General features: G+C 66.7%; 18 protein-coding genes. 4 read left to right on the forward strand and 14 right to left on the reverse strand.

What is annotated here, in order from left to right; all coding sequences use genetic code 11:
- Positions 1-3: 3 nt before the first annotated feature.
- From glnA to WDB66_RS09525, 14 genes are all read right to left on the reverse strand, one after another.
- On the reverse strand, positions 4-1413 hold the full coding sequence (glnA, locus tag WDB66_RS09460) for a type I glutamate--ammonia ligase (RefSeq protein WP_339398308.1): 1410 nt from the start codon (positions 1411-1413) through the stop codon (positions 4-6).
- 231 nt (positions 1414-1644) lie between these two features.
- On the reverse strand, positions 1645-3594 hold the full coding sequence (locus WDB66_RS09465) for a diguanylate cyclase domain-containing protein (RefSeq protein WP_339398309.1): 1950 nt from the start codon (positions 3592-3594) through the stop codon (positions 1645-1647).
- Between the two features lie 150 nt (positions 3595-3744).
- The gene (locus WDB66_RS09470) at positions 3745-4191 is read right to left on the reverse strand and encodes a PA2169 family four-helix-bundle protein (protein WP_339398310.1); all 447 of its coding nucleotides are present in this window, start codon (positions 4189-4191) and stop codon (positions 3745-3747) included.
- Between the two features lie 210 nt (positions 4192-4401).
- The gene (locus tag WDB66_RS09475; protein ID WP_339398311.1) at positions 4402-5244 is read right to left on the reverse strand and encodes an undecaprenyl-diphosphate phosphatase; all 843 of its coding nucleotides are present in this window, start codon (positions 5242-5244) and stop codon (positions 4402-4404) included.
- A 6-nt stretch (positions 5245-5250) separates the two neighbouring features.
- Positions 5251-5511, reverse strand: coding sequence for a hypothetical protein (locus WDB66_RS09480; protein ID WP_339398312.1), 261 nt, complete (start codon positions 5509-5511; stop codon positions 5251-5253).
- Positions 5512-6138 carry a YbhB/YbcL family Raf kinase inhibitor-like protein gene (locus WDB66_RS09485; protein WP_339398313.1) on the reverse strand — a complete coding sequence of 209 codons (627 nt, stop codon included), beginning with the start codon at positions 6136-6138 and terminating at the stop codon, positions 5512-5514.
- A gap of 97 nt (positions 6139-6235) precedes the next feature.
- Positions 6236-7237 (reverse strand): YheT family hydrolase, encoded by a 1002-nt coding sequence (locus tag WDB66_RS09490; RefSeq protein ID WP_339398314.1) that lies wholly within the window; start codon positions 7235-7237, stop codon positions 6236-6238.
- Positions 7234-8019, reverse strand: a complete 786-nt coding sequence (locus WDB66_RS09495; protein WP_339398315.1) for a lysophospholipid acyltransferase family protein — start codon at positions 8017-8019, stop codon at positions 7234-7236. Before WDB66_RS09495 ends, WDB66_RS09490 begins: the two co-directional genes overlap by 4 nt.
- 135 nt (positions 8020-8154) lie before the next feature.
- Positions 8155-8586, reverse strand: coding sequence for a hotdog fold thioesterase (locus tag WDB66_RS09500; protein ID WP_339398316.1), 432 nt, complete (start codon positions 8584-8586; stop codon positions 8155-8157).
- Positions 8587-8588: 2 nt separating this feature from the next.
- On the reverse strand, positions 8589-9203 hold the full coding sequence (locus WDB66_RS09505) for a YkvA family protein (protein WP_339398317.1): 615 nt from the start codon (positions 9201-9203) through the stop codon (positions 8589-8591).
- A 172-nt stretch (positions 9204-9375) separates the two neighbouring features.
- Positions 9376-11328, reverse strand: a complete 1953-nt coding sequence (locus WDB66_RS09510) for a phospholipase D-like domain-containing protein (protein WP_339398318.1) — start codon at positions 11326-11328, stop codon at positions 9376-9378.
- Positions 11325-11912: a YceI family protein gene (locus tag WDB66_RS09515; RefSeq protein ID WP_339398319.1), complete on the reverse strand. Its 588-nt coding sequence runs from the start codon at positions 11910-11912 to the stop codon at positions 11325-11327. Before WDB66_RS09515 ends, WDB66_RS09510 begins: the two co-directional genes overlap by 4 nt.
- 6 nt (positions 11913-11918) lie before the next feature.
- Complete coding sequence (locus tag WDB66_RS09520) at positions 11919-12401, reverse strand: SixA phosphatase family protein (protein ID WP_339398320.1); 483 nt, start codon at positions 12399-12401, stop codon at positions 11919-11921.
- On the reverse strand, positions 12398-15922 hold the full coding sequence (locus WDB66_RS09525; RefSeq protein WP_339398321.1) for a hypothetical protein: 3525 nt from the start codon (positions 15920-15922) through the stop codon (positions 12398-12400). The genes WDB66_RS09520 and WDB66_RS09525 overlap by 4 nt, the downstream gene beginning before the upstream one ends.
- A 94-nt stretch (positions 15923-16016) precedes the next feature.
- On the opposite strand from WDB66_RS09525, the gene WDB66_RS09530 reads away from it, so the two are divergent.
- The 4 genes from WDB66_RS09530 to WDB66_RS09545 all read left to right on the forward strand — a co-directional run bounded on the left by WDB66_RS09530 (position 16017) and on the right by WDB66_RS09545 (position 19955).
- Positions 16017-17495, forward strand: coding sequence for an AAA family ATPase (locus WDB66_RS09530; RefSeq protein ID WP_339398322.1), 1479 nt, complete (start codon positions 16017-16019; stop codon positions 17493-17495).
- 93 nt (positions 17496-17588) lie between these two features.
- On the forward strand, positions 17589-18377 hold the full coding sequence (locus WDB66_RS09535; RefSeq protein WP_339398323.1) for a TatD family hydrolase: 789 nt from the start codon (positions 17589-17591) through the stop codon (positions 18375-18377).
- A gap of 137 nt (positions 18378-18514) precedes the next feature.
- Entirely contained in the window at positions 18515-18856 is a 342-nt protein-coding gene (locus tag WDB66_RS09540) for a hypothetical protein (RefSeq protein ID WP_339398324.1), read from the forward strand.
- A gap of 4 nt (positions 18857-18860) precedes the next feature.
- Positions 18861-19955, forward strand: coding sequence for a hypothetical protein (locus WDB66_RS09545; RefSeq protein WP_339398325.1), 1095 nt, complete (start codon positions 18861-18863; stop codon positions 19953-19955).
- Positions 19956-20206 lie beyond the last annotated feature (251 nt).

Consider the following 20206-nt stretch of genomic DNA (forward strand, 5'->3'; position numbering starts at 1 on the left):
CGGTCACAGCCCGTAGTAGAGGCTGTATTCGAGCGGGTGGGTGGCGGCGCGGAAGCGGGTGACCTCCTGCATCTTCAATGCGATGTAGGCATCGATGAAGTCGTCGCTGAAGACCTCGCCGGCCTTGAGGAAATCGCGGTCCGTATCCAGCGCTTCCAGCGCCTGGTCCAGCGAATGGCAGACGGTCGGGATGTTCTTCTCTTCCTCCGGCGGCAGGTCGTACAGATCCTTGTCGCTGGGCGCGCCTGGATCGATGCGGTTGCGGATGCCGTCCAGGCCGGCCATCAGCAGCGCAGCGAAGGTCAGATAGCCGGACTGCATCGGGTCCGGGAAGCGCATTTCGATACGTCGCGCCTTGGGGCTGGCGACCCACGGAATGCGGCACGAGGCCGAGCGGTTGCGGGCCGAATAGGCCAGCATCACCGGTGCCTCGAAACCGGGCACCAGGCGCTTGTAGCTGTTGGTGGAGGCATTGCTGAAAGCATTGATCGCGCGCGCATGCTTGAAGATACCGCCGATGTACCACAGCGCCATCTGGCTCAGTCCGCCGTAGCCTTCGCCGGCGAACAGGTTCTGCCCGTCGCGCGACAGCGACTGGTGCACGTGCATGCCGGAACCGTTGTCGCCGACCAGCGGCTTGGGCATGAAGGTGGCGGTCTTGCCGTTCTGGTGCGCGACATTCCTGACCACGTGCTTGAGCGCCAACAGTTCGTCGGCCTTCTTCACCAGCGAGTTGTACTTGACCCCGATTTCGCACTGGCCGGCATTGGCCACTTCGTGGTGGTGCACTTCCACTTCGATGCCGATGCTTTCCAGCACCTTGACCATTTCCGCGCGCAGATCGTGCAGCGAATCGGCCGGCGCCAGCGGCAGGTAGCCGCCCTTCACACCGGGGCGGTAGCCGGTGTTGCCGTGCGCGTAGTCGCGCGAGGAATTCCAGTGCGCTTCCTCGGATTCGATCTGGAAGAAGGTGTGGCCCATGTCGTTGGCCCAGCGCACCGAATCGAACACGAAGAACTCCGGCTCCGGCCCGAAGAACGCGGTATCGGCGATGCCGCTGGATTTCAGGAAGGCCTCGGCGCGGCGCGCGATCGAGCGCGGGCAGCGGCTGTAGGCCTGCATCGTGGCCGGCTCCAGCACATCGCAGACCAGCACCAGGGTGGGATCGACGGTGAACGGATCCAGATAGGCGCTGTCCGGATCAGGCAACAGCACCATGTCCGATTCGCTGATGCCCTTCCAGCCCGGAATCGAGGAACCGTCGAACATCTTTCCATCCTCGAACAGCGCCGGCTCCACCACGCGGATCGGGTAGGTGAGGTGGTGCTGGCGGCCGGCCATGTCGGCAAAGCGCAGATCGACGAACTCGACGGCATTGTCGTGGATCAGCTGCTGGATCTTTTCATGGGACATCGAGGCGGTTCCTGAAAATGGGTGGAAAGGTCGGGAGATGCATGGCAAGACTTGTGCCAAAGCCGTGCCAGGGCCGAAAACGGCTTGGACATGCCGTTTTCATGCGCTTTGTGGGGCATCGGTAGGGATCAGGCTTGAATCGGGACGCACTGCTACGGTGCGTTTTTTCAGTTTTGCTGCACCATGGTGGTGCACTTATCGCAACACCGGCCAGACCACTGCGGTGACGGCTCAGGCCACACGCAAGCTGGTTTCAACCCGGTTGCGGCCCGATTCCTTGGCCCGATACAGCGCCCGGTCGGCCTGTTCGATCAGGCCTTCCAGCGTGGTGGTGCTGTCATCGGCCGGACGCGCGGTGACGCCGATGCTCAACGTCACGGCTGGCAGTTCCGGTGCGCGCCAGGCTTCCACCGCGGCGCGTGCCTGCTCGGCAAAGCGGCGGGCATGCTCCAGATCGTGGCCCGGCAGCACCAGCAGGAATTCCTCGCCGCCGTAACGCGCCAGCAGACCGCCCTCGGGCACCTGCGTGACCAGCACCTGCGCCACCTGTTGCAGCACGCGGTCGCCGGTGGCGTGGCCGTGCTGGTCGTTGACCGATTTGAAGCGGTCCACATCCAGCAGCAGCACCGCCAGCGCCCTGCGCGCGACGATCTCGCCGGCCAGCATCGCCAGCACCTGGCGGCGGTTGGCCAGCCCGGTCAGGGTGTCGGTATTGGCTGCCACGGCGAGCGTATCGACGCGCGCCTGCAAGGCCTCGTGCGCCTGGGTCAGCGCCAGCCGGTTGCGTTTCAGTTCGCGGTTGCTGATCGCAAGTTCGCGGCTGATCCGGCGGCTGCGGCCAAAACCCCAGGCCAGCAACAGCGTGGCCAAGGCCAGCCCGAAACTCAGCGCAAATCCGAAACGGCGCTGCTGGGCCTGGCGCGCCAGCCGCAGCTGCTGGATCTCGTTTTCGTGCGTCAGCAGTTCGATCTGGCGCGCGTTGTCGGCGGCCTGATGGCGGTATTCGATCAGGGCCACGCGCCGGTTCATGTCGCGCCCGCTGAGCTGGTCCTGCAATTCCAGCGCGGTTTCGGCCAGACGCAGCGCGCCGGCCTGATCACCGCTTTCGCGCAGCAGCGGGATCACCAGACGGTAGGCATCGAGCATCTGCGGTGCATCGTTGGCCGCTTCGTAATTGGGCAGGGCCTGGGCGAAGCGTTCCAGCGCCACGTCGGTATCGCCTTGCTGCAGCGCGACCCGGCCAAGCGAGAACATCGCGTCGGCGGCGGTGCGGTCCTGGGTGATTGAACGGCTCAGATGATGAGCTTCTTCCAGCATCTGCCGTGCTTCGTCCAGACGCTCCAGCCCCAGCAGCGCCCGGCCGCGTTCCAGTGCGCTGTAGGCCAGTCCCGGCACGCTGCCGCTCTGCACCGCCAGCGCATACGAACGTGCGGTGTAATCCAATGCGTCCTGGTGCCGGTCGTCGTCATTGGCCACGCGCGCCAGGCTGCCCAGCAGCGCGGCGGCGCGCATCGGATCAGGCAGGGTCAGGGCCTTGTCCAGACCGCGTTCCAGATGCTCGCGCGCTTCGGGCAGATCGTTCATCCGGTGATACAGCAGGCCGAGATAGTGATAGGTGCGGTCGGTCGGCACATCGGCGCCGCCACGCTGCAATGCCAGGGCCTCGTCCAGCGCGCCCATCGCCTGGGCGAACTGGCCGCGATTGAGCAGCACCAGGCCCAGATGGGTCAGCGCGGTGCCTTCGCCATCGTGATCGCGCAGCACGCGGAACCCTTCGATCGCTTCCTGCAGCCCCTCTTGCGCTTCGGGCAGCAGGCCACGGCGGCGATCCAGCAGGGCCAGCTCCATCCGCGCATCCGAGGCGATGCGCAGATCCATATCGCGCGCGGCATCGGCCAGGCGCTGGCGTTGCAGGCTTTCGAAAGTGTCGTAGCGGCCTTCCTGGAAGGCCAAAGCCGCCAGCGCTGAACGGGCCTGATCGATGGCGGCAGCGTCTTGCCGCTGGTCGGCCTCATGCAGCAACTCACGCCAGATCCGGCCGGCGGCAGCGGCATCACCGTTCCACAGTTGCGCCCAAGCCTCGCCGACCCGGGGATCGGTGCTGGAAGCGTGCACTGCAGCGGCCGGCAGCCACAGCAGGGCCAGCACCAGCGCCATACCTGGTCCACGGCGGCGTGCCACGCGACATCCTCCCGAAACCGTCAATCCAACCATGGTAAGGGGTTCATCGCGTGATCGCAGGCGGCTTGCCGGCACAGTGATCCGGCTCACATCCTGATGCCGATAGGGCGCAGCGGCCACCGGAACGGCATCCCGGTGGCCGCAGGCGTGTCAGGCGGCGCGTTCGACTTCGCGCTTGAGCGCACGCATCTGGTCGTGCATCGCGCGCACCTGCGGCAGGTGCTGCTGGGCGATGGCGCGCAGTGCCGCATCCTCGGATACCGCCAGTGCATCGCGGAAGGCTTCGAGGATGCGGTCCTCGGATTCTTCCAGCTGTGCGATGTAGCGGGCGTCCGGGTCGCGACTCATGCTGGCGCGCAGGTCGGCATAGCCCTTGCGCAGCGTACCCATCACGGTTCCGCCTTCGGTCGGCGTCTCACCCAGACGGGCGACGTGCTGTCCCAGGTCGGTGACGATCGCGCGCTTGCTCGCCGCCATGCGCATGAACAGCGCCCGGTAGCCGGCGTTGTCGGTGTTCTTGGCGGCATCATCGTAGAAGGCGATACCGTCGTTCAGCACTTCGATCAGTTCGTTGAGGTTGGTGGTGGTGCGGGTCATGGCGTTCTCCTTGGATATGGGACGAAGCGAGACCGGCCGTGCCGGAAACTCCCCTGTCCCACAGCAGGACCCGTGCCAGCGTGCGAAAGCCACGTGCAGCGCGGCTTTCGCCCGCTTCTCCTGCACCTGTCCCCTTACCGGATCGCGCAACTTGCAGGGCACACCAGTGCGCCATCCTGCATCCTGCACCGCGCCGTTGCGGCGCAGCCATCAGCGCAGCAGGAAATACCAGGCCAACACCGCGACACCCAGCAACACGCGGTAAATCGCGAACGGCGCGGTGCCGATGCGGCGGATCACGCCAAGGAAGAAATGGATCACGAAAAGGCCAGCCAACGCCGCGATCGCCGCGCCCAGCAGCATGTCGCCGATGCCATCATCCAGCGCATGCCGCGTCTGCCAGACCGCGTGCGCGGTGGCCAGCACCATGACCGGAATCGACAGCAGGAACGAATAACGCGCCGCCCGCGCCCGATCCAGCCCGAGGAACATGCCGGCGGTCATCGTCGCGCCTGAACGCGACACGCCCGGCATCAGCGCCAGCGCCTGGGCGCAACCGATCAGCACCGCGCGCCGCATCGAAAGCCCGGTGAACAGTTCGCCGGCCGGCCCTTCCAGCTGCGCCTGCGTGGCGGGCGGATGGCGGCGCGAATAGCGGTCCGCCAGCCACAACAACACACCGAACACGATCAGGTTCAGCGCGATCGTCACAGGATGCCGCAGCAGCATCGCACCTGCATCGCCCAGCGCCAGCCCGACCAGCCCGGCCGGAATCGTCGCCAGCGCGATGCCGAAGGCCAGACGCTGGGTCGGGCTCAGGCGCTGGCCCGGCCGCCAGGCCAAAGTCTCGCGCACCAGCTCCCAGACATCGCGGCGGAAATACAGCATCACCGCCAGAAGGGTGCCGAAATGCAGTGCCAGATCGAAGCTCAGGCCCTGGTATTCCCAGCCGAACAGCTCGCTGGCCAGCACCAGATGGCCGGAACTGGAAATCGGCAGGAACTCGGTCAGCGCCTGCAACAGCGCCAGGATCAGGATGTGGACGAAATCCATGCGGAATCAGTCCCGCTGGCCGGCAGCGCCGGCAGCGCCGGCACCACGTTCGGCGATGTCGAACATCGCCCGCCCGATCTGGCCCAGCAGCACCGCCAGCAGCGCCAGTGCGACGAGAAACAGGCCCTGCACCCCGCCCGGCTTCAACGTCGCCATCGCCCAGACCGCCAGCGGCAGCGACACGCACAGGCCGAGCCAGCCGACAACGCTGAACAACGCCGCGATGAAGCGCCCGGAACGGTAACGGCCCGCGCCTTGCGCGCCCACTCAGGCCACCGCCGGGTTCAGGCTGTAGGTGCCGTACAGCACCGCCTCGCCCAGCACATGCCCGTGCATCGCCGCCATCACCTGACCGGCGGTGAAGGACTGCGGCAGCTCCAGACGCGCCACATCCAGCGCGAACAGGCGGAAGAAATAACGGTGCACGATGGCATCGTTGAACGGCGGGCACGGGCCGTCGTAGCCGTGATAGCGGCCTTCCATGTCCGGATCACCGGCGAACCAGCCGGTGTAATCGTTCAGCCCCTGCCGCACACCGCCTGCCGCCGCGCCCGGCTTGCCGCGCGCGGTCACGCCCTGCGAATACGCACCGGCCTCGATCTGCCGCACCTCCGCCGGCACATCGACCAGCACCCAGTGCACGAACTCCACCCGTGGCAGATCGGCCGGCACCGTGCGCCCGGCCTGATTGACGTCATCGGCGCGCGAGGGTGCATCTGGATCCACACACAACAGCACGAACGAGGCCGTGCCTGCGGGCACGTCATCCCAGGCCAGATGCGGATTGCGGTTGTCGGAAAGCACGATCGGCTCGCCGCCATCGCCAGGCCGACCGAAGGCGAATTCGGCCGGAATCGGGCCGCGCGCGGGGAAACTGTTGCTGTGGATTTTCATCGCCCGGATCTCCTTGTTGCAGGCATCGGTCTCAGGAAAAGTTCGGCACCGCCCGGCGGCGCAGCCGCATAGCCTATCGGCAACGCCGGATGACTGCTCAATGCGCGTCGACAGCCTGCATCAGGCGCGTGGCGATCCAGTCCTCGGCAAAACCATGCAGCCGGTAGTTCTGGATGAAACCGCAGTGGCCGCCGCAGCCGGCGATCTCCAGATGCGCATGCGCGGGCAGCCGCAGGCGGTGGAAATCCTCAACCGGAATGATCGGATCATCGGCCGCGGTCAGGATGCTGACCGGCACCGACAACGCCGCCAGCCGCTCGCCTTCGATCGAATAGCCGTCCAGATAGTTCTCGACCGTGCCGAAATCGGTATGGCGCTCGACCAGGGTGCGGGTCAGGCCGCGCACCCCGCCGCGGAAATCCTCGCGCGCAAACTGGAAGGCGTCCGGATACAGCGCCTGCTTGCGGCGTAGCGAGCGGGTCCACTTGAGCATGAAATACTGCTGGTAGAACCACGGCGCCGACTCGATCGCCAGCATCCCGGCACGCGGGCTGATCACCGGGCACACCGCCGCCGCATGCAGCAGTGGCAGCCCGGCCTGTGGCGCCTGCAGCGCGACCCGCAACGCGAAATTGCCCCCGAGCGAATAGCCGGCCAGCAGCAGCGCCCGCTGCGGCACGCGCTGCGCCAGATCGCCGATCGCGCCGACCACCTCGTCGATCAGGCAGGAATGGAACAGGCCCGGATTCAGACCATGGGTATCGCCGTGATCGCGGAAGTGCAGCCGAAACACATCGAAACCAGCGTCCAGCAGGCGCGCACCGGTGTGCAGCACATAGTTCGAATCGACCCGGCCTTCCCAGCCGTGCAGCAGCACCACCAACCCGCGTGCGCTGCCGGCCTGCTCCTGCGTAGTCAGAAACCCCTGCAAACGCACGCCGTTGCCGCCATCCAGGATCAGCTCGCGCGCCTGCGCTTCCAGCCGCTGCGCAGCCCGGCGCGCGGCGAATTTGCGCAAGCGGCTGGAGGCCAGCACCGATTGCAGATGCCGGTTGCGCAGCAAGGCCGGCGGCTGGAACGCGGCGGGCAGCGCGCTCATGAAGCCATCGCCCCGATGATGCGTTCGCGCGCCTGTTCGGCCAGCCGGCGGCGGCCTTCTTCACCCGGCATCACCGGCGGCAGGAAATGCACTTCGGCCACGCGCCCGGGCTCGCCCAGCAGGCGCAGGAAGTTCTGCAGGAAATTCTCGCCGCGCGCGAACGCCACGGTGGTCTGGGCATTGCCGCCCTCGCCATAGCGCAGCGCCACCGGCTGCACCGGCACCTGGGCCTCGAACGCGCACTGGAAGATGCGCGCATGGAAAGTGCGGACCTCATCGCCGCCGGTGGTGCCGCCTTCCGGGAACACGCCCACCGCCTGGCCCGAATCCAGCCGCCCGACCATCATTTCCAGCACCCCGTTGAGCGAGGCATTGCTGCCGCGGGTGTGATAGATGGTGCCGGCGCGGCTGGCCAGCCAACCGATCAGCGGCCAGCGGTCAATCTCGGCCTTGGCCACGAAGCCGACCACGCGCTGGCTGTGCACCAGTTCGATGTCGATCCACGAGACATGGTTGGCGACCAGCAGATGCGCGCCGCGCAGCGGCTCGCCGATGCGGCGCACGCGGAAACCGAAGATGCGCATCAAGCCACCGGACCAGGCCCGGATGACCCGGTGATCGACCCGTTCACCGTCCAGCGTCCAGCGCGCGGTGAAGCGGTTGATCAGCAGCAGCGTCGGCGGCAGCCCGAGCACGATGTGCAGCAGCAGCAACGGCACGCGCAGGACGTAGCGCAAGGGCCGCAGCGGATCGCGTTGCATCGGTACAGGCACCTCGATCATGAACGTGGACCAGAGACAGGACCGCAATACGATACCGGCTGGTTTGGAGCATTCCATCCAATCGCCGCTGTCGGCAGCGCTGATCGGTTCAGCCGGCGCTTGCGGCATGCCGCAAGCGGGGCCATCAGTCCGGTATCAGCGCCGGCGCGGCACCACTGCCAAGGTCAGGCGCGACACGCAGGTCAGGCGCCCGGCCTCGTCCTCTATCCGGATATCCCACACCTGGGTATTGCGCCCCACGTGCAGTGCACGCGCGGTGCCGGTGACGCTACCTTCGGTCACGGCGCGGATGTGGTTGGCGGAAATCTCCAGCCCGACCGCCATCGACACTTCCGGATCAAGGCACAGGTTGCCGGCCACGCTGCCCAGGGTTTCGGCCAGCGCCACCGAGGCGCCGCCATGCAGCAGGCCGAACGGCTGGCGGGTGCGCGCATCCACCGGCATCGTGCCGCGCAGCCAGTCCTCGCCCTGCGCGGTGATACGGATGCCCAGATGGCTCACCAGCGAATCGGCGCTGCTGGCGTTGAGTTCCTCCAGCGATGGCTGCCGCAGGAACGGACCCGCCATGGTCAGCGCACCCGGAAGATGCTGGGGCGCCAGCTCGATGCGGCGTAGTTGCGGCGGCTGGCATAGCCGCTGGACGCGCCGTAACCGGCGCCGAAATCACGCTCGCGGCGCTGATGCATGCGGTTCTGCAGCTCCACGCGGCGCGACTCCAGCCAGTCGGCAGAACCCACGGTGGCCGGATCCAGACCAAGGCGACGCGCTTCGGACTCGCGGAAATCGCAGAAATCGTCGTACGCATCGATCTCGTGCTTGAGGTCGCGCACGCACAACTCGATCATGATCGCGTCGTCCAGATAGCCCAGCACCGGCACCGAATCGGGGATCACATCGGCCGGATCGGCGAAGTACACCAGCGCCGCGAGCACGCGCTTGCGGTCTTCCTCGCTCAGCGACCAGCCCTCATCGCGCACCATCGCGATCAGGTTGTCGAGCTTGGTCAGGCGCTGGGAAATGAAGTCCGGCACCGGCGTGGCCTGGGCCTGCTTCAGCAGCTCTTCGCCAGCCCGGATGATCTCCTCCTGGCTCTTGTTGGCGGCGGCCTCGGTGGCACCGCGCTGGGCGGCGACGAAATGCTCGAGATCCTGATCGCTCAGCTCGAACGAAATGCTCAAGGGCATGGGGAAGTCCTGCTTACGACGGGAGGAAGCCGCCAGCCTAGCGAAGCGGGCGCGAGAGCGTCAATGTCGGAGGGGCGGGGATTGGGGAATCGGGAATGGGGATTCGTAGAAGCGGGCGGTGGCGAGCGTGTCGCTCTTGCCAATCCCGAATCCCGAATCCCGAATCCCACGCTCAAAGTATCGGCGCCAGACCGGCGCCGAAGGCGGTCAGGACGCGGGTGTAGATGGTCTTCAGCGGGACATCCACTTCCGGGAAGTCGCCGACCGGTTCGTAGCAGTCGAGGAACTTCGGGTCATCGCGCGGCACCGGGGCGCAGCCGGGTTTCATCTGCCAGCTGGTGGCGTAGCGTACCGGCCAGATGTCGAACAGCGGCAGCGCTTCGAACAGTTTGCCGAAGCTGTAGTTGAGCCCGGACAGCACCGGCGGTTTGGGCCGTGGCGCGATCACCCAGGCGTTGTCTGGCGTGGCGTCGGCGAGGATCTCGCTGGCCAGTGCGCGGGCGAAATCCGGGTCGTAGACGATCACCGCGCTTTCGGTATTGAGCCGGTCCGAGCGCGGATCGAAATTGTGCGTGCCCACCAGCGCGATGCGATCGTCGATGACGATTGATTTGGCGTGCATGCCCATGCGGATGCCGGTCCGCGCCAGCGGCACGCGCCCACTCAGCCCGCTGCCGCGCGCCGCCGAACCGGACGATCCGAAGGCGCGGCGCGATTCGGTCGCATGTTCGCCCAGGGTCGGCGCCGGGCCGCCGGGCACCATTCCCTGCGCCAGATCCGGATCGATCGGTGCGCTCGCCGGGAATGGTTTGTACTCGTAGATGTGCAGGCCGAAATCGCGCAGGTAGCGGCGCTTGTACTTGTGCGAAAGCGCGTACACCGGGAAGGCATCGGTCGCGGCCAGGCTGTTGGTCGAGACGATGATGCGCGGTGGATGCTCGCGCTCCTGCAATTCGCGGAAATTGCGTTGCGCGGTACGCGAGAACACCAGGTACGGGGTCTGCAGCAGGATGCGCTCGCGCGCGCTGTTGAACAGCCCGAGCAGCTGGCCGGAAAGGTCCGGCTCGCTCGGATGGTTCGGTTCCAGCGCCTTGTTCGGCCGGTCCGAAACAAAATCCACCGGCCCCACGACATGCGCGCGCTGCACCAGCCGCTCGGCCACCGCCTGCGGATCGTCGGCCTGTTCCGAGGCAAATGCGACACGCGCGGCATTGTCCAGCTGCGCGGTATCCGGCAGCGCCGTGCCGCCCTCACTGCTGGCCAGACGGCGCCGTACATCACGCAGCGCCCCCACCGGCACCGCGCGCTTGTGGCGCCAGAAGATGTTGAACGACTCCTGCATCTGCGCCGCCGCCGGGCCGGCTACGACGATGTCGCGGTCGCGGTAGTTGAAGGCCGGGTCCCAGTCGAAATAGCGGTCCTGGTAATTGCGCCCACCGGTGATGCCGATCACCCCGTCGACCAGCAGCAGCTTGTTGTGCATGCGCTGGTTGAAACGGGTGAAACAGCACAGCACCCCGGCGGCGAATTCCAGCGGCCCGGTGGTGGCCTTGCCGAAGGTCGGGTTGTACAGGCGCAGCTCGAAATTCACATGCGCGCGCGCCAGCGCGGTGACCAGTTCCAGATCGTCCACGCTGTAGAGCTGGTCCAGCAGCACCCGCACCTTGACCCCGCGCCGGGCTGCGGCCAGCAGTTCCTGCAGAATGAAGAAACCCGAATCGTCCTGCGCGTAAATGAAGCTCTGCATGTCCAGCCGCTCGCGTGCGGCGCGGATCAGGTTGATGCGCGCCAGCAGCGCGTCGTGGCCGCTTTCCAGCAGCACCAGGCGGTGGCTGGGCGCCTCCGGCGTGCTCTGTTGCAGCGCCTCTTCGGCCAGGTCGTACAGCGCCGACGGCCGCGCGCAATGGTCCGGCAACATGCAGTCCACGCGGCTGTCCTGCAGCGCCCGGACTTCGCTCTGCGCGGCGCGGATTTCCTGACGGGTCGGCATGCAGGCGCTGAGCAGGAGCAGCAACGCGCATACCAGCAGCAGCCGGAACCCCACGCCCGCATGCGCTGTGCCACGCAGCGCCGGCATCGGCCCGCGCCGGCCGGTGCGGACCGTGTTGCGGACCGCGATGTTCATGGTGCGGCCCCGGTGTCGGCCGCAGCCGCTTCCAGCAGGCGTACCGAGAAGTCCAGATGGACGGTGTCGCTGAGCGCGTGCTTCTTCGCATTCATGCCGAAGTCGCTGCGCGACAGCTCGCCGGTGGCCCGCACCGCGCAATCGAAGCCGGGCCGCGTACAACTGGCCGGTTGCAGTTCGAAGCGCACCGCGCGGGTGACGCCTCGCAGGGTCAGCTCACCGGCCACCTCGCCGCCGGCAAGCAACTGCTGCGGCAACACCGGCTCGGAACGGAAACGGATCCACGGATGGCGTGCGACATCGAAGAATTCGGCCGATTGCGCCCAGCTCACATGACTGGCGCGGCCCATCTGCAGCGCGCGCGTGTCGATGCGCACATCCACCGTCATCGCACCGTTCTCGCCACTGCCTTCCACCACACCCTCCAGTACCGGAAACGTGCCCTCGATGCGCTTGAGCCAGATCGGCCGGATCCAGAAACTGGCGCTGGCCTGGGCGGTGTCGATCACGTGCACGCGCGGCTGCGCCGCTGCTGGGTCGACCACCAGCCCCAGGCCCAACAGCAGCGCCCAGCTAGCCCACATCGGGCATCAGGGTGACCAGAAGGCCACGAGTTCGGCCGATCCGGGTTCGATCGGGCCGCTGGCCGGCACCCGCAGCAGCGCGATGCTGGCCGGCGGCATGCCGCGGTATTCGCCGGAGCGGCCGGTGGCCAGCAGGGCCACCAGACTTTCCAGCCCAGGGTTGTGACCGACCAGCAACAGAGGACCGGCATCGGAGTGGTCTTCCAGCACATCGATCAGTTCGCCGGCGGTGGCTTGGTAGATGCGCGCCTCGTGGCGGGTGTCGATGTAGCCCAGATGTTCCAGAACGATCTCGGCGGTCTGCCGGGTGCGCAGCGCAGGCGAACACAGCACCCGCGCCGGACGCGCCTGATCGGCCAGGAAGGCAGCGGCGGCTTCGGCCTCGGCGCGGCCGGTTTCCGACAGCGCGCGGCTGACGTCATCCTGAGCAGCCTCGGGCGCCAGCGCATGGGCATGGCGCAGCAACAACAGTTCGCGGAACCCGCTCATGGACGCACCTCACCGATGGGAATGACCGGTACATTGCTGCGGTTCCACGTGCCCTGCAAGGGCGACGGCAACGTGATCGTGGTGTTGATGCGGCCCTTGGCCGCGCCATCCCAGTTCAGTACCGCATTGCCGGCCGGCTGCTTGCGCGCATTCCAGTCCGGGTAGTACGGGCAGCCAGGGCAGTGCGGGCGGTGACTGTCGAGCGGGCCATCGCCGGTCACCCAGCGCGGATTGCCGGCGGCGTCGTACAGGTAGATCAGCATGATGTCCTTGTCGACACCCCCCAGGTGCAGGCTCTCCACATCCAGCCCCCAGCCCGACTGGCTGGGTGGATACCAATGCTGGGTATGGTCATTGCCGGCACGCGCCACGCCATCGCTGGTCAGACGCAGCAGTTCGGCGCCGCTGCTGCCATTGTCCATGCGCCAGGCGAACATCAGGTTGGTCGCATCGATGCGTGCCACATGCGCGCTGCCGGCATTGCGTATCTGCGTGGATATCGTCGGCAATGTGGCCTGATTGGTGACATGCAGGATCGGGGTGCGCAGCAGATTGTCCTGGTACTCGCCGACGATGTTGTACCAGGCCGGGGTGTGGTCGGCATTGGCGGTGTACCAGACACCTCCGAACGGATAATTGTTGAAGCCGTTGCCCGAGCGCTGCGGGTTGTAATAGTTGCCGTCGCGGGTATCGATCTGCGTGATCTGCGCCGGGCAGCTGCTGACCGTCTGGCAGTTGTCGCGTACGCTGCCGATGGCATGGCTGCTGGATTGCACACTGTGGCTGCCGCTGGCGGCGGTGGCGATGTAGTCCAGCTTCAATGGCGTGCCGCAGGCGGTATCACTGCGGATCGCCAGCGGCAGATTCACCGTGGTGCTGGCACCGGGCGCGATGGCCGGCAAGTGCACGGTCGGCGCTTCCAGGCGGAAGGCCGGGCTGGCCATCGCATCCACCACCTGCGACGGATACACACAGATCGCGCTCTGTGCCGGCGTGGTCGACTCGTTGCTGACGCAGGACACGCTCAGCGGATCGCTGCCGGCCGCGTCGATGATGCCGATATGGGCCCAGGCACCCTGGTCCGGTGCGGCAGTGAAGTACTGGTAGGCGATCTCGCCGGTGGTTTCGTAGGCGATGGCCTGGAACTCGAAATCACCTTCGATCTCGGTCCCGCTGACGTAATAGCCCATGCGATTCCACTGGAACACATGGCAAGGCTGAGCTTCGCCGCTGTCGGCCACACGCGGGCAGGTGGCGAAGCGGCGGTAGCGCAAGCCCGCCAGCGCCTCATCACGCACCACCATGTCATCGTGGTACGGACGCAACTGCGGGCCTTTCGCGCCCTGGTCCAGTTCACCGTCACAGGACACCGACCAGTCACCGCCGGATTCGGCCGGATCGAACGAGACATAGCCATTGGTCGACATCACCGCACGAGTATGGCGCGTGCCGTACAGCTCGATGCCGCTGCCGCCGAGCACGATCTCGGTACTGCGCGCATCATCAAGCGGACCGTAGGCATTGCCGTTGGCGACATAGGTTTCCAGCGCATCCACCGCATTGGCGCCGCGCGAGATGTCGACGTAACCGTAGGCGCAACTGTCCACGCCGACATAGCCGGCGCTGTTGGGGCCGGCATCCACATCCATGCCGGCCGCTGGTGCGAACAGCGCCCGCGCACCGGCCGGCAGTGCCACATTGCCGCTGTTGCGCAGCGTCACCGGCAGGCTGAAGCGTTCGCCCTTGTCGATGCCGCCGTTGCTGTTGCCGCAGACCTGCGCCGGGCTACCGATGCTGGCCACTTCGATCACCGGCGCGGCGATGTCCAGCGCGCGGCTGACGGTGGTGGCGCAGCCGGCCGAATCCACCACTCGCAGCTGCATATTGCCGCTGCGCCGGGCCGGGAAGGACGCCGTCACCTGGCGCGTGCCGTCGCGCTCGAACACACCATCGCCATCCAGATCCCAGTGGTAGCTGTAACCTCCGGCACCACCGCTGGCACTGGCACTGAGCTGGAAGCTCTCGCCGGCGCGCGGTGCGCTGCTGAACGCGCTGGAGGTCAACGTCACCACCGGCGCATTGCAGGTGCCCTTGCCCGGCATGGTCTGCGGATTGGTGCCGCTGCGGTCGAACGCTGCGCGGATATTGCTGCCGGTGCTGCTGGTGGCCTCCCAGGCTTCGCTCAGGCGGCCATAGCAATCGAATCCAGTCGGGGCACCACATCCAGCCGTGCCACCGCTCAATACACCGACCAGCAGGCCGTTGTTGGCACTCCACAGGCCCGAGCCGGAGGAGCCGCCTTCCGTCGTGCCGCGTTCCCAGTTGCCGACCCGCCAGTGCGTGGCGCCAGTGGAACCGGGAATGATGCAGTTCTGCATCGTCGTCAGCGGGTTGTCATCGAAACTGATGCGCTTCTCGTGGCCATCGGGATGGTGGATGCCGACTGCGGCGGACGGTGTGCTGCCACTGCGATCCCAGCCGCTGTAATGCACCTGTGCGGTGGCCGGGATCGCGCTGTTCAGTTCCAGCGCGGTGAAATCGGTGGCGCGGTTGGCTGCGATCAGCGTCGCGCCACCGCTCTGGATCGCGCGCGAATTCGCATTGCGTGGCAGCGAAACACCACTGGCCGCACCGCCGGGCGTGCGGCAAATCGGGCTTTCATAACCCCAGTAGAACACCATCGAACCAGCTTCGGACTGCGTGGAAACGCAGTGGTAGGCGGTGGAAAAACGCGGCTTGCCCAGGTCCTGGGTGGTGTGCCCGGTGTTCATCAAGCTGCCGGTGCAGACGTAGGAACCACCACCGGAGCTGAAGCTGTAATGTGCCACCGACGCAACCTGGTCGCGCCAGTCATCCCCTTCCGGGCACGCCACGTCGATGTTGCAGCTGCCGGACTTGGCCCGCGCCGCGCTGAACGGATCGCGATAGCCGTAGGTGGCGCTGGCCAGTTCCAGTTGCAGGAATTCGCGCTTGTCGGCTGGCAGCTCCAGTTCCAGCACCACGGTGTCGGCGTTGAGCATCGCGGTGTGCAGCACGCCGCTGGCCGGATTGTCGGCATCGGTCAGCGGATCCAGCACCTGCGCACCATCGGCCGAGCGGATCGTCAGCGTCGCGCCATGCGGCAGGTGGAAGCGGGAAAACGCCACTTCCAGGCTGCTGGCGCCCTTGCCGGATACCTCAAAGCGCCAGGACAGGCGGCCATCGGCGGTTTCGCTCCAGACCCCGACACCATCAGCGCTGGCATCCAGCGTCACCTGCTGCACCTGGCCATAGCGCAGCGGCGTGCCGGGCTTGTCGTCGCGCAGCAGATCCTCGGCCTGCAGTTTGGCGCGGTCGGGTACCGCCAGTTCCAGCCGTGGGCCGCCCTTGAAAGGCCGCGCCAGCGCCTTGGCGGCCACGCTGCCGCGTGCCGGTTTCGTGGTCTGTGGCGCGGTGTCGCCAGGGTTGCCCACCGCATGGCCGGCAGACAGGGGGAGCAGCGCCAGCGGCAAGGCCAGCAGGAGGTATCGGGAAAGCGTCATGATGGGTATCCGGCAAGGCAGATCAGGTGTTGGCAGAATACACCGGCATCCGGCCCCGCCTGTTCATGCAACTCCCGCCCTTCATGGAACGCTGATGTTCGACCCGCACGACCTGGCTGTCCGTATCCGCGCCGGCACCCCGCTGCTGCTGATCGAAACCAACGAGGAAGCCCTGCTGCTGGATGCCTTCCGCCATGTCGTGGCGGAATTGCTGCGGCCGTTGTGGCGCTGGTCGATCACCGGCGGGTTGGCGCGGCTGGATATCGATGACCCTTTCGTGCCGGCGGCCAACGACTCCAGCGCAGTGCTGGATACGATGCGGCGCGACACCCGGCGCGGCATCTGGCTGCTGCTGGATTTCGCCCCCTACCTGCGTTACGCGATGAACGTGCGGATGCTGCGCGAAGTGGTGCTGGGCCAGGGCGCGGCAAAGCAGACCGTGGTGCTGATCGGTGCCAAGATCGAACTGCCGCCGGAGCTGGAACCCCTGGCCACGCGCTTCCAGATGCGCCTGCCCGACGATGCGGCGCTGGCGAAACTGCTGCGCGAGGAAGCCTTCGCCTATTCGCGCGAACACGGTGGCCGCCGGGTCGACATCGACGCCGCCTCGCAGCGCGCCGTGCTGCGCCACCTGCGTGGGCTGGCGCTGCTGGACGCACGCCGCATCGTGCGCGAACTGATCCACAACGACGGCCTGATCGGCCCGGACGATGTGCCACGGGTGCAGCGCGCCAAGTTCGAACTGCTCGGCCGTGGCGGGGTGATGTCGCTGGAACCGGACATCGCGCAGATGGACCAGATCGCCGGCCTGACCCATCTGAAACGCTGGATCGCGCAGCGCCGCGCGGTGTTCATCGCCGACAGCCCACCCAAAGGGCTGGATCCGCCGCGCGGGGTGCTGCTGCTGGGCGTGCAGGGCACCGGCAAATCGCTGGCCGCCAAGGCCTGCGCCGGCGGCTTCGGGGTGCCGCTGCTGCGTCTGGATTTCGGCGCGCTGTACAACAAGTACCACGGCGAAACCGAGCGCAACCTGCGCCAGGTCCTTTCCACCGCCGAGGCGATGGCGCCGTGCGTGGTGTGGTGCGACGAAATCGAGAAAGGACTGGCCACCTCCGACAGCGACGGTGGCGTCAGCCGCCGCGTGCTCGGCACCCTGCTGACCTGGATGAGCGAACGCCGCGCGCCGGTGTTCCTGGTCGCCACCGCCAACGACGTCTCGCGCCTGCCGCCGGAATTCCTGCGCAAGGGGCGCTTCGACGAAATCTTCTTCGTCGACCTGCCGCAAACCGATGCACGCCGTGATGCGTTCTCGATCCACCTGACCCGGCGCGAGCAGGACACCGCTCGCTTCGACCTGGAAAAACTGGCCGCCGCCAGCGAAGGCTTCTCCGGCGCCGAAATCGAACAGGCCATCGTCAGCGCGCTGTACGACGCCTTCGCCGACAATGCCCGGCTCAACACCACCCGCATCCTCGACGCCCTGACCCGCACCCGCCCGCTCTCGGTGGTGATGGCCGAACAGGTCCAGGCACTGCGCGACTGGGCACGGGAACGGTGCGTGGCGGCAGGCTAGGGGATGGGTGATTCGGGATTGGGGATTCGTCAAAGCAGGCACAATGCACGGTTCTGACGAATCCCCAATCCCCATTCCCGAATCCCCGCTTCCATGATCGACATCGGCCTCAATCTCACCCACGACAGCTTCGACCACGACCGCGACGCGGTGCTGCAACGCGCCCGCGATGCGGGCGTGACGCAGATGATCATCACCGGCGCCAGCCGCGAGCATTCGCCGAAGGCGCTGGAACTGGCGCGCGCGCATCCGGGCGTGCTGTACGCCACCGCCGGCGTGCATCCGCATCACGCCATCGAGTACACGAGCGAATGCGATGCCGAAATGCGCGCGCTGCACGCCCATCCGGAAGTGGTCGCGGTGGGCGAATGCGGGCTGGATTACTTCCGTGATTTCTCGCCGCGCCCGGCGCAGCGCCGCGCCTTCGAGATGCAGTTGCAGATCGCGATCGACACCGGCAAACCGCTGTTCCTGCACCAGCGCGATGCGCATGACGATTTCGTCGCGATCATGAAGAACGTCGAAGGCCAGATCGGCCGCGCCGTGGTGCACTGCTTCACCGCCGGCAAACGCGAACTGTTCGAATGCCTGGACCGCGACTGGTACATCGGCATCACCGGCTGGCTCTGCGACGAACGCCGTGGCGCGCACCTGCGCGAGCTGGTGAAGAACATCCCGGCCAACCGCCTGATGATCGAAACCGACTCGCCCTACCTGCTGCCGCGCACCCTCAAACCAATGCCCAAGGACCGCCGCAACGAACCGATGTACCTGCGCCACATCGCCGAGGAACTGGCCCGCGACCGCGGCCAATCGCTGGAAACGGTAATGGCCGACACCACCGCCACCGCGCGCGAGTTTTTCGCGTTGCCGGAACACTGATCCCAACCGCAACCCTGCACGGTGCAGTCCCGGCACAACCCCGGGCATCCTTCCGCCCGCCCGCACAGGCAGCATCTATGGACGCGACACCATGCGCCGCTCTACCCTTCGCGCCATTGTTCCAAGGGGATTGACCGATGCTTCTGCGAACCGTGCTGCTGCTGGCAGCGCCGTTGCTGTTTGCCCTGCCGGCACAGGCGGCCACGGCCGATGACGAGGCCTGGATCGCGCGCTACATCGCCAGCGGCCAGGCCCCGGGCCTGACGCCGAGTAGTGCGCAGGTGCGTGAAATCACGTTCGCGCAGCTGGGCGAGCATGTCGGGCGGCGGGTGCGTTTCGTATTGAACGATGGCCGCTCGCGCCACGGCATCGTGGAAAGCGTCGGCGGCGGACAGGTGCAGGTGCGCGCGCAGTTCGGCAGCGGCTTCTTCCTTTACGGCCTGTCGCGCAGCGACATCCGCAGCATCCAACTGGACTGATCCCATGCTTGGCAGTTTGACTTCCCTGGCCGGCTATCTGCTGGTGCTGTTCGTCATCACGGTCTGGATGTGCGTGAAGATCTGGCGGCGCAGCCCGCTGCTGGCGATCGGCGCTTTCTTCCTGTGGCCGCTGTCGCTGATCGCGCTGTTCCTGTACTGGGGCGACGAGGATTCGGACATCCGCGTGCCGTTCGCGCTGTCGCTGGTGGTCAGCATCCTGATCGGCGTGATGGCGATGCGCGCAGTGGACAAGGGCATCGACGAGATGGCGTGGATGCTCAGCGACGAGGACATCGCGCAGATCCGGCTGGAAGACCCCAAGCTCGCGGACCAGCTGGAGGAAGCCCGTCGCCGCCTCGATGCCGAATACGACGAATACGACGATGGTGAGTACGACGACAGCGACGCCATCGATCCGCCGCCGCGCAGCGGTTCCAGCAGCGCGCGTCAGCCCAGTGCAACACCGGCTCCGGCAGCGGTGGAAACGGAAGTGGATCCGGTCCAGGCCGAGATCCAGCACCGGCTGGAACTGGCTCAGGCGGTGCATCTGCTGTCGTGGCGTTTCGGCATCGTGGATCTGGCGCCGGCAGCGGCCAAACTGCGGCTGCCGCAGGATTTCCGCTTCGTTCCCCGCAACCATGCCTTGCGCGTGGCGCGGCTGCGCGGCACCCCGCTGGACAATGATGTGATCGGCTGGGTTGTGCACCGCCAGGTCGATCTGGCGCGCGACGACGCCTGGTATGTGCAGATGCGCTACGTGCCGCTGGAAACCCGCTTGCGTGCGCCGACGCTGGCGCGTCTGGACAAGGCCGAGATCAGCACCGAAATCAGCCACCACGCCGGCCGCATCGCGCAGGCATTGCAGGGCGACAGGCGACGCCGCGCCGAGGCTGCCACCTGGGATCCGGAAACCGGCATCGCCACCTGGCAATGGCCGGCCGATGAACAGGAAAGCGCGCACCGCGACCACATCGCCGCCTTACCTGTCGGCAACGGTCTGCTGGAATTCAGTGTGCCGGCGGTGCACCAGGTGCATGCTGAACTGGGCGAACGCGCGGCGCGCCTGATGGCCGCGCGCACCACGGTCACCGCGCCCTGAAATTGGGTTGGTGGGGTTTAGGTTGGTGGTGAGCGAACGCGAACCCCAACAACGGGAGCCTGGCGGTGCAATGCCGAAACGCAGAGGGCATGTGACGCAAACGGACACCGCAGCGTCGGGGTTCGCAAAGCTCACCCCCGACCTATGCAGACTGATATCGATGCCCGTAGCCCATATATGGACTCCTCCTCTAGCGCAACCCCATCGGACGGGAAGATCACCGCGAACGTATATTCGGCTTCATGAGTGGG

It is taken from the genome of Denitratimonas organivorans (assembly GCF_037478135.1).
GTDB lineage: Bacteria > Pseudomonadota > Gammaproteobacteria > Xanthomonadales > Xanthomonadaceae > Denitratimonas.

Coding starts and splice junctions, on each gene's coding strand:
- WDB66_RS09500 (WP_339398316.1), bottom strand. CDS start 8,586: ATGGCGGGTCCGTTCCTGCGGCAGCCATCGCTGGAGGAACTCAACGCC.
- WDB66_RS09475 (WP_339398311.1), bottom strand. CDS start 5,244: ATGGATTTCGTCCACATCCTGATCCTGGCGCTGTTGCAGGCGCTGACC.
- WDB66_RS09540 (WP_339398324.1), top strand. CDS start 18,515: ATGCTTCTGCGAACCGTGCTGCTGCTGGCAGCGCCGTTGCTGTTTGCC.
- WDB66_RS09505 (WP_339398317.1), bottom strand. CDS start 9,203: ATGCCCTTGAGCATTTCGTTCGAGCTGAGCGATCAGGATCTCGAGCAT.
- WDB66_RS09515 (WP_339398319.1), bottom strand. CDS start 11,912: ATGTGGGCTAGCTGGGCGCTGCTGTTGGGCCTGGGGCTGGTGGTCGAC.
- WDB66_RS09490 (WP_339398314.1), bottom strand. CDS start 7,237: ATGAGCGCGCTGCCCGCCGCGTTCCAGCCGCCGGCCTTGCTGCGCAAC.
- WDB66_RS09530 (WP_339398322.1), top strand. CDS start 16,017: ATGTTCGACCCGCACGACCTGGCTGTCCGTATCCGCGCCGGCACCCCG.
- WDB66_RS09525 (WP_339398321.1), bottom strand. CDS start 15,922: ATGACGCTTTCCCGATACCTCCTGCTGGCCTTGCCGCTGGCGCTGCTC.
- WDB66_RS09545 (WP_339398325.1), top strand. CDS start 18,861: ATGCTTGGCAGTTTGACTTCCCTGGCCGGCTATCTGCTGGTGCTGTTC.
- WDB66_RS09485 (WP_339398313.1), bottom strand. CDS start 6,138: ATGAAAATCCACAGCAACAGTTTCCCCGCGCGCGGCCCGATTCCGGCC.
- glnA (WP_339398308.1), bottom strand. CDS start 1,413: ATGTCCCATGAAAAGATCCAGCAGCTGATCCACGACAATGCCGTCGAG.
- WDB66_RS09520 (WP_339398320.1), bottom strand. CDS start 12,401: ATGAGCGGGTTCCGCGAACTGTTGTTGCTGCGCCATGCCCATGCGCTG.
- WDB66_RS09510 (WP_339398318.1), bottom strand. CDS start 11,328: ATGAACATCGCGGTCCGCAACACGGTCCGCACCGGCCGGCGCGGGCCG.
- WDB66_RS09535 (WP_339398323.1), top strand. CDS start 17,589: ATGATCGACATCGGCCTCAATCTCACCCACGACAGCTTCGACCACGAC.
- WDB66_RS09495 (WP_339398315.1), bottom strand. CDS start 8,019: ATGATCGAGGTGCCTGTACCGATGCAACGCGATCCGCTGCGGCCCTTG.
- WDB66_RS09470 (WP_339398310.1), bottom strand. CDS start 4,191: ATGACCCGCACCACCACCAACCTCAACGAACTGATCGAAGTGCTGAAC.